This is a genomic window from Bartonella sp. LJL80 (assembly GCF_054871565.1).
The window spans coordinates 297137-311532 of the sequence record NZ_JBTXLM010000002.1; the positions used below are offsets into that span (position 1 = coordinate 297137).

At 48.4% G+C, this 14396-nt stretch carries 14 protein-coding genes; 4 read left to right on the top strand and 10 right to left on the bottom strand.

What is annotated here, in order from left to right:
• Window positions 1-17: 17 nt before the first annotated feature.
• The 3 genes from ACYSNS_RS05605 to ACYSNS_RS05615 all read left to right on the top strand — a co-directional run bounded on the left by ACYSNS_RS05605 (window position 18) and on the right by ACYSNS_RS05615 (window position 2342).
• Window positions 18-1028: a putative FMN-dependent luciferase-like monooxygenase gene (locus ACYSNS_RS05605; protein WP_461722155.1), complete on the top strand. Its 1011-nt coding sequence runs from the start codon at window positions 18-20 to the stop codon at window positions 1026-1028.
• 11 nt (window positions 1029-1039) lie between these two features.
• Window positions 1040-1651, top strand: a complete 612-nt coding sequence (locus tag ACYSNS_RS05610) for a CMD domain protein (protein ID WP_461722401.1) — start codon at window positions 1040-1042, stop codon at window positions 1649-1651.
• 88 nt (window positions 1652-1739) lie between these two features.
• A complete protein-coding gene (locus tag ACYSNS_RS05615; protein WP_461722156.1) occupies window positions 1740-2342 on the top strand; it encodes an alkylhydroperoxidase domain protein in 603 nt (200 codons plus the stop codon).
• Window position 2343: 1 nt separating this feature from the next.
• Here the strand turns inward: ACYSNS_RS05615 and ACYSNS_RS05620 are convergent, their stop codons facing one another.
• The 6 genes from ACYSNS_RS05620 to ACYSNS_RS05645 form a co-directional block, all read right to left on the bottom strand.
• The gene (locus tag ACYSNS_RS05620) at window positions 2344-3138 is read right to left on the bottom strand and encodes a heme ABC transporter ATP-binding protein (protein WP_461722157.1); all 795 of its coding nucleotides are present in this window, start codon (window positions 3136-3138) and stop codon (window positions 2344-2346) included.
• On the bottom strand, window positions 3135-4211 hold the full coding sequence (locus ACYSNS_RS05625; protein WP_461722158.1) for a FecCD family ABC transporter permease: 1077 nt from the start codon (window positions 4209-4211) through the stop codon (window positions 3135-3137). Before ACYSNS_RS05625 ends, ACYSNS_RS05620 begins: the two co-directional genes overlap by 4 nt.
• 127 nt (window positions 4212-4338) lie before the next feature.
• A complete protein-coding gene (locus ACYSNS_RS05630; RefSeq protein WP_461722159.1) occupies window positions 4339-5238 on the bottom strand; it encodes a heme/hemin ABC transporter substrate-binding protein in 900 nt (299 codons plus the stop codon).
• A gap of 112 nt (window positions 5239-5350) precedes the next feature.
• Window positions 5351-6394, bottom strand: a complete 1044-nt coding sequence (locus ACYSNS_RS05635; RefSeq protein WP_461722160.1) for a hemin-degrading factor — start codon at window positions 6392-6394, stop codon at window positions 5351-5353.
• 14 nt (window positions 6395-6408) lie between these two features.
• Window positions 6409-6582, bottom strand: a complete 174-nt coding sequence (gene hemP / locus ACYSNS_RS05640) for a hemin uptake protein HemP (RefSeq protein WP_461722161.1) — start codon at window positions 6580-6582, stop codon at window positions 6409-6411.
• 199 nt (window positions 6583-6781) lie between these two features.
• Entirely contained in the window at window positions 6782-8968 is a 2187-nt protein-coding gene (locus tag ACYSNS_RS05645; RefSeq protein ID WP_461722162.1) for a TonB-dependent hemoglobin/transferrin/lactoferrin family receptor, read from the bottom strand.
• A 221-nt stretch (window positions 8969-9189) separates the two neighbouring features.
• Here ACYSNS_RS05645 and ACYSNS_RS05650 point away from each other — a divergent pair, with 221 nt between their 5' ends.
• Window positions 9190-9504 (top strand): antibiotic biosynthesis monooxygenase family protein, encoded by a 315-nt coding sequence (locus ACYSNS_RS05650; RefSeq protein ID WP_461722163.1) that lies wholly within the window; start codon window positions 9190-9192, stop codon window positions 9502-9504.
• A 117-nt stretch (window positions 9505-9621) separates the two neighbouring features.
• Here the strand turns inward: ACYSNS_RS05650 and ACYSNS_RS05655 are convergent, their stop codons facing one another.
• From ACYSNS_RS05655 to ACYSNS_RS05670, 4 genes are all read right to left on the bottom strand, one after another.
• Entirely contained in the window at window positions 9622-11145 is a 1524-nt protein-coding gene (locus tag ACYSNS_RS05655) for an aldehyde dehydrogenase (NADP(+)) (RefSeq protein WP_461722164.1), read from the bottom strand.
• 462 nt (window positions 11146-11607) lie between these two features.
• The gene (locus ACYSNS_RS05660) at window positions 11608-12540 is read right to left on the bottom strand and encodes a dihydrodipicolinate synthase family protein (protein ID WP_461722165.1); all 933 of its coding nucleotides are present in this window, start codon (window positions 12538-12540) and stop codon (window positions 11608-11610) included.
• A gap of 11 nt (window positions 12541-12551) precedes the next feature.
• Window positions 12552-13328 (bottom strand): IclR family transcriptional regulator, encoded by a 777-nt coding sequence (locus ACYSNS_RS05665; protein WP_461722166.1) that lies wholly within the window; start codon window positions 13326-13328, stop codon window positions 12552-12554.
• Between the two features lie 108 nt (window positions 13329-13436).
• Window positions 13437-14381, bottom strand: coding sequence for a LysR family transcriptional regulator (locus ACYSNS_RS05670; RefSeq protein ID WP_461722167.1), 945 nt, complete (start codon window positions 14379-14381; stop codon window positions 13437-13439).
• Between the last annotated feature and the right edge of the window lie 15 nt (window positions 14382-14396).

Here is a 14396-nt window from a genome sequence, read left to right on the forward strand (position 1 = left end):
CAGGCTGGATTAGACAAATGACTGATAAGCAAAAACGACTTGGATTTTTTACGCGAGTACTTGACGACGTTCCAGCTGTTGAGCGTTATCGCATGGCCGAAGAACAGATCATCCTCGCGGAAAAATATGGTTATCATACAGCTTGGGTGGCCCAGCACCATTTTCACCCGGAAGAGGGAGGTTTGCCTTCACCTGCAGTCTTTCTCGCACATATTGCTGCGAAGACGCGGCGTATAAGATTGGGCACTGGCGTCATAACTTTGCCAATGGAGAATCCTATCCGCGTCGCAGAAGATACTGCTGTGCTTGATCTATTATCCGGTGGCCGTTTAGAACTAGGTTTCGGCACGGGGGGCACACGCGAGTCGTTCGAAGCCTTCGGCGTGGATCCAGACCGACGCGGCGATGTCTATGCCAGCCATCTTCGTGTTTTGCGTGATGCCTATGCGGGTAGAGATTTGCATGCGGGAAATACCCTTTACCCTGCTGCGCCGCATTTGCTCAAACGTTTCTGGATGGCAACCTTTTCGCCCTTTGGTGGCAAGCTCGCAGGTGAAAACGGAGATGGTTTGATGCTGTCGCGAACACAGCCACGGCCGGATAATAAGGCGGATGCATCTTTGGCCGACTTACAAAATCCGATCATTGATGCATATTTGGAAGCGCTTCCAAGTGGTATAGAGCCGCGCATTATGGCGTCGCGCAGTCTTTTCGTTGCCGCTGACCGAGACCGGGCATTGTCTTTGGCTGAAACAGGGTTAAAAAAAGCCGCAGAAAGATTTGCTAAAGCGGGACAACGCGCCAAGAGCACCAATCTTCAAGACTTGATCATCGCGCTCGACCAACATGTTGGGACACCTGATGACGTTATCAAAACGCTACAAGCCGACACGTCGTTGTCGCGCGCGACCGATATCGTTTTCCAGGTGCATTCGGTTGATCCACCGCATGAAGATATCTTGAAGTCGATCGTGTTGACGGCGCAAGAAGTCGCGCCAGCGCTGGGTATTGCGCTTTATAAATCTTAAATTTGGACATCATGGCGGACAGTATTAACACGGCAAAGGACGAAGTAATGCCACAAGTTGATGTGATTGATACGATTATCGGAAAACGTTTAGCGATAAGAAACAGACGGCCTGTCACGGTTGCACAATCACAAGAGAGTTATGACGCTCTTTTTACTCTGGAAGGCGAACAGCAATTTTCGTTAGCGGAACGTTTTGCCGTTGCTCTGTTTGTCGCTGGTTTGCATCAGCATACAGGGTCAATCGCTTTCTATGAAGAAAAGCTAAATGCCATTGCGCCGAACCTCGCAAAAGAGATCAGGGAAGCGACCGATTATGCAAGAACCGATGGCCCGTACGGGCATTATCCCGATGGCCCATTGAGTGTAGAGAATCTTGACGGTTTAAGTTGGTCTATTGATAGGGAACACGGCGAAGAGCTTGGCGAAAAATTATCTGCGGCGCTGGTACATACACACCTCCTCGTCTTTCATCCTCGCGATTCTAAAGCAAGCCATTTGCAAAAACTTATAAAAGCAGGATGGGATGAAACTACGATTGTAACGCTGTCGCAGCTTGTATCATTTTTATGCTTTCAAATACGTTTGGCAATCGGTTTACAACAACTCGATGCGGCTGGCTAAGCCAATAACACGGAGCTGAACCGCCAAATACAAGGAACAAATCGGTATCGTTCAATGATGCTGAGGCCAGAAATGCAGGATAATTTTTATGAGCAAAGATCAAGTCAATCAGCCAGATTTATCGGAAATACCAACGCGTTTCTCACGTGACTTTTTTGACTGGCTCCCCTGGATTGCACCGATTGCTGAAGCCGAGCTGACGGACCACCAACGACAGTCCTTGGTGGATCCCGCAAGAGCTAAGTCGGAATATTTCACGTTGCTTGCCCGGGACCCGGATATTTTGGAAGCACGTACCCGCACCGATAAAGATATCTTTTACAATGTCGTCGATGGACTTCCACGTGCAGAGCGAGAGCTTGCTGCCACTGTGACATCACGGTTCAATGGGTGCATCTATTGTGCATCGGTGCATGCGCGTCATGCGGCCCACTATTCCAAGAGAGTCGATGATATAGACCGTCTGTTGGAAGAGGGTGTTTCGGTGGATCTGGGTGAGCGATGGAATGCTATCGCTTCTGCCGCGGTAGCACTGACACAAACACCGCCTGCTTTTTCCAACAGCCATGTAAAAGCTCTGCGTGAGGTGGGTTTAAGTGATGACGAGATTTCTGACGTAATCCATGCATCCAGTTTCTTTAACTGGGCAAACAGGCTCATGCTATCGCTGGGGGAACCTTTAAAGCAGTAATCTAGCGCAGTGCAGCGGATTGAGGTAATATAAATGGTACGCCTTCCCGGGGCAGGGCGCCTACGGTAAGTTTACATTGATAGACTTGACGTAGATTATCAGTGGTCAATACATCCGACGGTTCGCCCTCATGCTTAATTTTTCCGCGGTCAAAAAGCACAATCTTATCGCCATAATATGCCGCTAGATTCAGATCGTGAAGGATCGATAGAACGCCGCCGCCAGAACGGGCAAAATCGCGGGCAATGTCCATAACTACCAATTGATGGTGAATATCAAGACTTGCTACCGGCTCATCCAAAATGAGCCAACAAGGTTTTCCATGATAGGTTGGATGCCAAATTTGGCAAAGGACCCGTGCCAGCTGAACCCGCGCCTGTTCGCCGCCAGATAGCTCTTGATAATATCGTCCCGCATAACCTGCAAGATCAACGCGTTCAAGTGCGCGTTCTGGCACGTCTTCTTTGTCAGGGGCCTTTTTTAAGCGGAAGCCCGTACCCATGCCAAGCTCAACAACCTCGCGGACAAGATATGGAAAACTCATTGTTGTTGATTGTGGCAGCACGGCGCGCATCAGTGCCATCTGCCAAGGCTTGCGATGTTTGATATTGTCGCCATTAAAACTGACTGTACCAACATAGGGAAGGTCTCCGCTTAGAGCCTTGATGAAGGTTGTTTTACCGGACCCGTTGGGGCCGACAATCACCGTAACCTGACCAGCGTCGGCGGTAAAATTGATCTTATCAATGACCGTTCGACGCCCGCGTTGAACTGTTAATCCATCTGCTTTGATCATTGGTCAATGACCCCGCGTTGGCTCAGCAGTATCCAGAGAAAGAACGGCGCGCCAAAAAGTGCAGTCACAATCCCTATTGGTAATTCGCTCGGGGCTACAATCATCCTTGAAAAGGTGTCTGCAAAAATGAGCAAAGTTGCTCCCAATATTGCAGAGCACGGTATGAGATAGCGGTGATCCGGCCCGATGGTGAGGCGCAGAATGTGTGGAACAACGATGCCAATAAAACCGATGCCGCCGCTGACGGCAACGGCGCCACCACACATAAGCGCAACAACGCAAATAGCGGTGTTTTTGATACGTTGAATAGAAAACCCCAAATGTCCGGCGACCGCTTCTCCAAGCGATAGCGCATTCAATGCACGAGCCATAAATGGAGCAATAGCAAGCCCAAGAACAATAAATGGCAAGGCCATCCCCAAGCGCAGCCACGTTGCTCCGGCTAGAGATCCCAGGCTCCAGAATGTGATATCACGCAATTGCTGGTCGTTGGCCATGGAAACGAGAATGCCGAGAGCAGCAGCGCATAGGGCAGCCAAGGCTATTCCGGCAAGTAACATCGTAGCAATGGATGTTCTGCCTTGTCGGGTGGCGATTGCATATAAGATGAATGTGGTTGCCAGACTGCCGACAAAGGCACCCATGACAATGCTGTAATTGCCCAGGAATTTCATTATTGCAGGGGGAAAAGTCGCACCCAAAACTATCATAATGACAGCGCCAAGCCCAGCACCGGAAGAAACCCCCATAATACCGGGATCGGCCAAAGGGTTACGAAATAAACCTTGCATCAAAACACCGGAAACGGCCAGCGCCGCGCCTACGAGCAGACCAAGCAGAACCCGCGGCAACCGGATGTTGACGAGGACAAGATAATCACGTGTCATCGCACTTTGAGCCACGCCATTATTGACGATTTCTTTAATAAGCTGGAAGATAGAAACGTCATAAGCACCGCTGACAAGCCCACACCAAAAGCTGATAATCAATAGGAAAGATAAGACGAGCAGAGCCAATCTTGCACGTGGGCGTCTGTCACCCAATGCTCTTTTGGTACTGTAAGCGGGCGTCACAGCATTTCGCCTGTTACAGTAAACAACATTGGCAGACCGGCTATCGCAATAAGAAGACTTGTGATGTTTAAATTTTCAAAACGCAGTCGACGGGCATGCATAACAGATCTCTTTAAGAATATGCTGGTCATGGGGCAGGGTGATAAAGCGTGTTGATCAGTTCACGGGCTGCCAAAGGTGTTCGTGGACCAAAACCAAGCAGATAAAGCGCATCCATTTGCTTGATAGCGCCATTTTGCGCGGCAGGCGTTGCTTTTATCGCGGGTATCGCCAAAATATCATTTGTGTTTGCGGTAATCCCTGCATGGTCCATAATCAAAATGAGATCGGGTGCAGCATTAATGATGGCTTCATCATTAAGCAATTTGTAGCCGTCATATCCTTCAATCGCGTTGATTGCGCCAGCTATTGTGATGATGCCATCGGCTGCAGTGTGCTGACCGGCGGCCATTATACGACCGTTTTGTACCGACAGGACGAATAAAACACGTTTTTTCTGTTTTATGCGCGATAGAAGTTTGTCATTTTCGGAAAATTCCGCACGGACTTTCTCATTAAGCGCTTCCGCTTCTTTTGTCCGGTGCAACGCTAGACCTACCGCAGATATTTTTTCTGATATCCCCTGACGTGTGAAATGTTCCGCAACCGTAACCATTGGAACTGCTGCCTTGGACAGTATTTCAATTGTTGGAGGGGGGCCGCTACCTTCCACCAGCAATATACCGCGTGGAGCAAGCGACAGGACCCCCTCAGGAGACAGCGCGCGCATATATCCGACATCGGGCAGCTTAAGCGCTGCCGGTGGATAGCTGCTTGTCGTATCGCGGGCTATGATTTGGCTTTCAGCACCCAACGCGTAAGCAATTTCGGTTAACGCGCCACCGACAACAACAACGCGGCCGTCTTGCGGTAGCTCGGTCACTTGTTCGGCCGCAGCAAGATTGGTGGAGCAAATGGAACTGATCGCACATATAAAAAGAATGATGGCCGATATGCGTAGCGATGAAAACAGCTTAACGTTCTGCAAAGCGCTTGAGCTGGAAAATTCATACAGGGCTCGGCAACGAAGTGCGGTAACGCACCTCGTTGAGCGTTCACTTATGCTCGCTATATTGTGCATATCTGCTATCATCATCGTCTCACGCTACTGCAACTTTTTGCAATAAAGGCAAATTTTCCAGCAGGGCACGCCAGTCCTGACGTTCGCTCTGGCCTTCTTTGCGCTCACCGAAAAACTGGATGATCATTTCACCATTGCTGTCGAATACCTCTAACGAACTGACATGGCCATCGCTGGTTGGTTTACGAACGTGCCATACACGATCAATGCCGCTGGTAAGCAAATGAAGATGGAATTTGTCATCAAGAATATTGAACCATTCACCAACGGTCTTGGTGTTTTGCACTTTGCCTGTAAAAATCTGGATGCAACCGTGGTTTCCTACAAAACACATAATAGGAACGCTATTGGCGATGGCGCCATCGAGCATCAATTCTACTGCGTTGCGCTCCAACTCGTTGGCAAATTCATCACCGACATATTTTACCGCGTCATGCCGGCTGATTTTCATTTCTTGAAGAATACCATGCAGTTGATGAACATCGGTCATGTTGCTCCATCGGCTACGAAACTCTTCAATATCGAGATTACCTGAATCGTGGCTTGCTGGCGAAGGTGTGGGTTTTACCTCTATGTCGGCGCTGGGCGCGTCTTGCCGCAATAGAGCGATAAGCGCATCCCAAGCGGCTAAATCTGTACCTTCCTCTGGATATAGTTTAAAGACCGCCTCACCAAATGCATCAAAGAATTGCAGGCTATTGACCATTCTGCCGTGTACATTCATCTGTCTGACAAAACCGAATTTCCAGTTATCCTGGAATATGCGCAAATCAATCTCGCCCAGCGTCATTGAAACCTGTTTACCTGGAAAGATTTTCTCAAAACGCCCAATGCGCTCATGCACCGCGCTTTCATTGCGCGTCAGCGCCATGATCTCTCCAAGTTTCGGTCCTTCTTCGAGTAGAAGCGGCACGTCGACACGCAAAGGTGACGCTGCACCGGTACTGCAATGAGCAGCGACGAGTTCGGCTTCGGAAATTCCAATAGAGCGAGCAAATTCACGATCACGGAGTTCTTTCTTTTCTTCACGAAGAGCCAGAATAGTTTCAGCGCTATGAGACATGGGATTTTCCTTATTCATTTATTTAAGATGAGTTTACCGAAACGGGTAATTTTCAAGCGATAGGTGGAACCATCATGGACAATCACCACCTCATGAGCGCCGCCAAACAGGCTCTTGCTATCAATAACCGGCACGGTGGTTGCTGGCTGGCCGGCGGTGGATACGTCTCTAGTGCAGTTGTCTTGCATAGCGCATTCCATTCTTACATGAAAAAATATGACAATTTTTGTCATATATTAGATGACATCCGGGTTTTGTCATTTCCGCTATTCCTGTTTGTATCTTTCTATCTGTACCGGTTGTTATTCACCGGATTTTTCTGCTTGTTAATCTGGCCGCCAATCCTGAAACCAAGGGAACAAGCGGCCAGATCCGTCATTCAATGCACTAGAATTTCTGTACAATCGAAACTTTAAAACTGCGGCCCGGCTCGCTGAAGTAATCTTTTGGTACTGACGAGGAAGCCGGTAAATCCACCGCATTCCAATAGCGCTTATCGAAAAGATTATAGACGCCAGCCTGGAGTCTCGGGCCCTTTTTACCGACCGGTTCCCACCAGCCGGTAAGGTCGACAAGTGTGTAACCGGGTGTTTTTGCGTAATCGGAGTTTTCTTCCACTTTGTTGCGCTTGGCTGCGGCTGTAAGTGTTACATCAGAACCCCAATTTTCTTGCGCATATCCGACACCAACAATGCCTTTCAATGCGGGTACGGAATTCAGATGCTCGTCATTTTCCGTGTCCTTGCCTTCGGCATAAGCAAGTGCTGCATTGGTATGCCAGCCATTGCTAAGAACCCAATGGGCTTTTGCCTCGACACCTGAAATGCGTACGCGTGCACGGTTGATATATTGCTGACGTGAGAATAAAAATTCCCGCGATGCTCCCAATTCTACCGTGTCAATGAAGTTTCTATAGTAGTTCGAGAACAAACTGACCGAACCGCCAAGCGATTCATCGCCCAATTTGGCACCGATATCGTAGCCATTGCTGGTTTCCGGCTTCAAATCTGGATTGCCACTGATGTAATAATAACCAGGGCTGGTATAATTCATATATAGTTCAGTAGCGCTTGGGGCACGGAAAGCCTGCGCCCATTGAGCATAAAGTGTCACCTTATCCAAAGCATCCCATTCCATTCGCAGCTTGGGCGAAAGACGTGATCCGCTATTGCTCGATGGGTATCCAGTAAAGCCTGCGGCCTTTTCGTAGGTATAAGTTTCCTGAGGACGGTGATCAAACCAGTCGTAACGCACACCCGGCGTTAAACGGAAACGATTTTCGAGAAAACCGATTTCGTCTTCAACAGCCAAGCCAAACCGTGTGCTATCTGTATCTGGTGCGTCCGACTGATTGGTATGCAAGAACCCGCACGACATATATTGCCCGCGATAGGGCGGTGGTGGACACGTATCCTCACCCGCAGCATATTGTTGGAATTTGGATGATGATACATCTGTTGCAAATTTGAATGTATGTGAAACAGTTCCAGCATCTATTTTTTTCAAACCGGCCGCATTAAGACCGTAGCTGGTGTCACGCATCAAATTGTCGCGAACATAATTTCCACGCGGAACGGACAGTCTGTAAGCATCCATTGTTTCGTCGGTGCGCTGGCGCTGCCAGTATAAAATCGCATGGGCTTCATCAAGAAAACCTCCGCCATTATAGTCATAAGACAACGACAACCGTTCGCGCCGTCGCTTTTCTTCCTGTGTCACCGAACCTGCGCGATAGGTGGTTGTGGACTGGTCAAAAGCGTCGATATCTTTATCGTAGTCAAAGCGCTCGGCCGTGAAACCCAAACGTTGCGTACCATCGATGTGCTGATAAATTTTAAATAACAGGTTATTCTGATCATAATCCGCCGGATTTTGTTCAACGCGTTGTGAACCGTAGCCGCCGCCATCACCGTTATTCTTGCGTTCTTTACCGCTGGCATATCCGCCTTGGAAGAGTGCGAAAGTCTGGTTGGCACGTACCGCAAATGCTTCGTCGATACGCCAGCTGCGATCCGCTGAATCGTAGCTGCCTTTGGTGAGGCTTGCCCAATTTTTTTCATCGGTCAGAAGATCTTCAGGGTCAAGCGTACGCAATGCGACAACGCCACCTAAGGCACCAGATCCATAGAGGCTCGAATCGGCTCCGTGTACGATATCCAATGTTGAAAGTGACGCAAAGTCGAACATTGATATGCCGCCTTTTACACCACGCGAATTGTCGCTGAGCCAAGGCATGCGAATGCCATCAATGGTCGTCAGAATACGATTGCTATCGAGGCCACGAATTGTAAAACTATCATTATTCGAGTTATAGGTAATTGACGGATCGAGACGCCCGATATCATGCACGTCATCGACTTGCTTATCCTGTATGTCCTGGTCTGTTTTACGATCGGTCAGGACGGTCGGGGCGTTAAGTTTGGACGCCTTCTTTTGCGCTTTAATGATAACGGGATTAAGTTCTGCGCCATCTTTGTTATCGGTGTTCTGCGCCAATGCTGCGGTAGGCATGGAAATCGCTAATGCGCCCAATGCTACATAGCTTTTCCAGTTGGTTTTCCGCTTCGAATGCATAATCGTATTCCAGCCTTTCTAAAGAGCCTCTTTTGATGAAAAAAAAGCGCTTGGCTTGCTGGTTTATGAAACCGGCTGGCTGAGCAAATTTACAACGCCCCGGACGTTGATGTTGCTTGTCATATAAAACATGAGTAAAACCGTCAAGAAAAAAGTTGCATAAAATTCGCAGGCTGTTTTAATGTCAAATCAGTCATGTTTTAACGGAAGGAACATTGGTAATGTACATCGCTATGAACCGTTTCAGTATCTTGAAAGGCAGTGAAGCAGACTTTGAGGATGGATGGAAAAATCGGCAATCACGACTAAAGGAATTGCCGGGATTTATTGATTTTCAGCTTTTGCGTTGTGATACGCAAGACGATGATAAAACAAGCCTTTATGCATCTCATGCTGTTTGGCAGAACAAACAGGATTTTATCAACTGGACGAAGTCTGAACAATTCAAGGACGCGCATAAGAACGCTGGGGAACGTAAGGCGCTTTTTGCCGGCCCGCCAAGATTTGAAGGTTTTGAAGTTGTCATTTCTGACTGATACTGGTCAAGCTGTGTTGGAACGTTGGTGTTATCGATGAAAAACCCTCCGCATTAAAACGCGAAGGGTTATTTCCGAGCAAAAAAGCGTTTCTGTAGAGCTAGAACCGTATTTTGCTTATTTCAACAAAGGCGGTAAAATATCATTGCTGAAATCCTGATAGCAAACAGGACGTAGGAACCGGTAGATTGCCGCTGTGCCCACTGATGTTGAACGGCCATCGGATGTTGACGGGAATGGGCCACCATGAACCATTGCCGGCGAAACTTCGACGCCAGTACCAAAACCATTAATCAACAAACGACCCGCCATAACTTCTAAAAGTGGTAACAGCTCGTTTGCCAGCGGCTTGTCGGCATCGTTAAGGTGTATTGCCACGGTAAGCTGGCCTTCCAAAGCTTGCAATACTTTGACCAGATCGGCTTTGTTTCTACATTTAACCACCAAACTTGCAGCCCCGAAGACCTCGTCGGTCAGGCTCGGATCAGCTAGAAAATGCTCTGACGAAACTTCGAATAAACCGGCCTGACATTGGAATTCTGTGCCTTTTAGGCCGCGTGCAAGTGTTGCTACATTGGTGTTGTTTTCTAATTTTTGTACACCATCGCGATACGCTTTGGCTATATGCGGCGTCAGCATTGTTTGTGGGCTCGCGGCTTCGACAGCCTTCGCCGCACTTTTCACGAACGCCTGATAGCCATCGACATCCATTGCCAGAATCAATCCCGGATTGGTACAGAACTGGCCCGCGCCCAGACATAATGAACCCACAAAGGCGGTTCCTATCTCGCTTCCACGTTCTTTCAGGATTGAAGGCAACAATAGAACAGGATTGATACTGCTCATTTCTGCATAAACAGGAATGGGTTGTTTGCGTTTTGCAGCAATGTCCATTAAGGCGATTCCACCGGTCCGCGAACCGGTAAAGCCAACCGCACGAATATGCGGATCGGCAACAAGCTTCTGCGCAATGTTGCGTCCCGTGGTTTGCAGCAAAGCAAACGTACCCGCGGGCATCTGGCAATCGGCAACCGCCTGTTGTATGCAACGCCCGATCACTTCAGATGTGCCGGGATGGGCAGAATGCCCCTTGACTACTACAGGGCAACCGGCAGCAAGTGCGGCCGCAGTATCGCCACCGGCTACTGAAAACGCGAAGGGAAAGTTCGACGCGCCGAAAACGGCAACCGGGCCGATACCGATATTGCGTAGGATCAGTCCCGGCTTTGGTGCTGGCTGGCGATTTTCATCAGCCGGATCATCACGGCGATCAATAAATCGACTGGAACGTACCTCACCAGCAAACATCTTGAGCTGATTGACGGTGCGCATGCGTTCACCTTCAAGGCGTGCCTTTGGTAAGCCGGTTTCTGCCATAGTACGGGCAATCAAATCGTCGCCGGTCGCTGCAATAAGTTCGGCTATTTTTTCAAGGAAGGAAGCTCGCTTTTCCAAATCTGTTTCGCGATAAATAGGGAAGGCTTTCCATGCTGCTTCAGTGGCATCATGCAAATCTGCAACCGTTGCACCACCAAATTTGACTGGCAGATAATTTCCCGTAGCAGCTTCTACAGCTTGAAATTCGCCTTCTTTCCCTAAACGAGATGATCCGTTTATCAAAAGTTCACCGGTAATTTTCATTGCAACTCCTTGTGCATTTTGACGGTTTCCCTCCATACAAAATGGCAGGAGGGGGTAGATTGCATCATTTGGGCCTGCATTTCGATGCCAAAACCATAATGGCGTTTTTACGCAACCCGCGAATGTTCTTTATTTAGATATATCACAAATATTCCTATTTGGAAAAGAAAGCTTTTACTCTGCTAGGGTCAGGACCTATTCATTTGAATGATATGGCACGATAAACAGCAAAGAGATGCGCGAAGGAAAGTGAAAGCCAAGTGGTATACCCGGGTGAGCTTTTCTAGCATGCAGATCGAAGCTGTTTTTGTGTCCCTTCGGGATATGGTCAATTTTGCTGATAATTTTGTCGAAGCCCCTTGAAAATATTTATATTTCCTGCGGCCCTTCTCCTCGTTCTCAACAAAATTTCCTCGTACCATTTCGTTTAAATTATTAGGTCCTGACCCTAGGAGTTTATGATTAGCGATCCCACCTGAGCGCAAGCGCATCAAGATGTTTAGCCATTTCTATAATTTCTGCCCTAACGGCAGCGCTGACAGGACGTTGTGGTGCACGCAAGCCGTCATAACGGATAATGCCTCCTTCTTTCATTAGAATTTTGGCGGATGCAAAACCACCCAGCCGATTTTCAAGGTTGATAAGTGGCAACCAGCGTGTATAGGCAGCAAGTGCTTCTTGTTGGTCACCACGCATGAATGGATCGAATATCTGTTTGATACCGTCAACATAACCGCCGCCGGTCATTGCACCGGTGGCACCGGCTTTGAGATCTGACAGCAAGGTTATACCTTCTTCTCCATCCCAAGGGCCTTCAATGTCGTGGCCGCCCTCAGCAATCAACTGGCGTAATTTGTTGGCGGCCTGTGGAGTTTCTATCTTGAAATAGGCGACATTTGCCAACGCCTTGGCCATGCGTACAAGAAATGACACGGAAAGGAATGTACCACTCATGGGTGCATCCTGTATCATGATGGGAATATTTATTGAATCGGAGACTGTTTTGTAGAACTCGAATATCTGCTCTTCAGAAACGCGCAGCGTTGCGCCGTGATAAGGCGGCATGATCATGACCATTGCTGCACCCCATTGTTGTGCCTGCAAGCTACGTGCTGCACAAATCTGACTGCTGAAATGGGTCGTCGTGACAATAACCGGAACACGGCCGGCAACATGATCCAAAATTTCCTTTGTAAGGATTTCTCGTTCCTGATCTGATAAAACAAACTGCTCAGAGAAATTCGCCAAAATACAAAGGCCATCTGAGCCGCTATCAATCATGAAGTCGACACAACGACGCTGGCCTGAAAGATCCAGATTCCCGGCGGCATCAAAAATGGTCGGCACGACGGGAAACACACCCTTGTAGCGCACAGTTCTTTGGTTATCAGTCATGGGAAAATCCTTTATCCGATGGATTGTTGACTGTCTGGACCACAGCCCAAACGATATGAAAAATCGAAAGCGGTTCTGCGAATACACTCTTGCAGATATCGCATATGGCTTTCGCTTGCCCGACTCGCCGGAATGGAGATGCTAATGGCAGCGATAACCTCGTTTTCCGCATTGCGGATGGGCGCAGATAGGCAGTGGATATCGGCATTTGATTCGCTTGTTTCGAATGCGATATCTTCATTGCGCACAGTGATAAGTTGACGCTTTAAAACATCCTTATCACTGACCGATCGGCTGGTCAGTGCCTCCAGCTTAATGCCATCGAAGAGTGTATCGAATTCACTTTGGGGCAGATAGGCCAAAAGCATTTTGCCAAGTGCAGTACAGTGTGCTGGCAATCGCGTTCCAATTGACGATACCAAACGCACACGATGGGATGACTCGGCTTTGGCCACGTAAAAGACGAAACGGCCATCCAGTCGTCCAACCTGCACGGTTTCATTGGTTTCTTCCATAAGTTTTCGTGCGATTTCACCAGCGATAACATCAAAATCAATTCCGCTTTGATAAGCGCCACCAAGGGTCATGGTTGCAGGTCCAAGCCCGATTTCACCGGCATTGTTTTGTGACAGCATATGGTGATGATGAAGTGTGTTCAACAATTCATACATCGCACTGCGCGGAATATCGAGCGCTTCAACCAGCTCGGCCACACGAACCGGTCTTGGCTGTCGGGAAAGATAGTCAAGAATTCGCAATCCACGATCCAGTGCAGGTACAATTCTCATCTTGCTGCTCTTAAAGTAATCCGATATATCAGACAGTTATCAATATGTCAGAATTTAAACAGAGCTTGCCTTGCTTGTCAATCGTGCAGTGCCTGCCGGAAATGAGTGCTATTGCATGCTTTGGGTCAAAGAGTGCGTTTTTAGATTGTCGATGAAGGTTTGCATGGATGGAGAAATGATCCGGTCGTGCCGCACAATGACGCCGAAAGGAGGAAGACGTGGCCCGATGTGGAGCGGTAAGACGTGATAGAGTTCTCGGCCTGGATGCTGTTCGATGACGCTAATAGGCAGGATGCCGACCATTCCTGTATGTTGGATGAATGATAGCAAGGTCATCATCGATGAAGTTTCGACAATACTTGTGGGAAAATTCAGCCTCTCATTGTGAAAGACTTCGTTAATGACGCGTCGCATTGGGCTTGGGTGTGGTTGCACAACCCAGGTTTGATCGACCAGATCCCGCCAGTTTAATTTCGTCTTTGCGGCCAGCGGATGCAGCTTGTTGCTAATAATACAAAGGGTTTCTTCCCCCAAGGGTTCGAATTTCAGCTCATTGATGCGTTCGTTATTTGGAATGCGACCTATAACGATTTCGACTTCTTCGTTGAGCAGCGATTTTACCAATATATCACTGGTACTGACTTGAATTTTCAGTGACAAGTGGGGGTGTTTTTCTTTCAGGTGTTTGACTGTCTGTGTTAATAGACCTGAGCACAGGGCCGGGATGATGCCGATGGAAACGCGACCCATATTTCCCGTATTAAAAGCGGCCAACTCTTCGCGCATGCTGTTGATTTCTGAAAAGAGCATCCGGGCATAGCGAATGACAGTTTCACCGTAATCAGTGGGGTGAACACCGCGAGAAAGCCTTTCGAAAAGCTCGACACCGAATATGTCCTCCACTTCCTTGAGGATTTTTGTCGCGGATGGCTGGGTCATGCCAAGGCTTTCGGCGGCTTTGCGAATGGATTTAAAATCGTTCAGAGCCAATATCAGGCGCAGTTGTCGCAGGCGCAACCGATTGAGAATAGTATTGATTTGCGAGATCGCCAAAAGCATTTCTCCTTC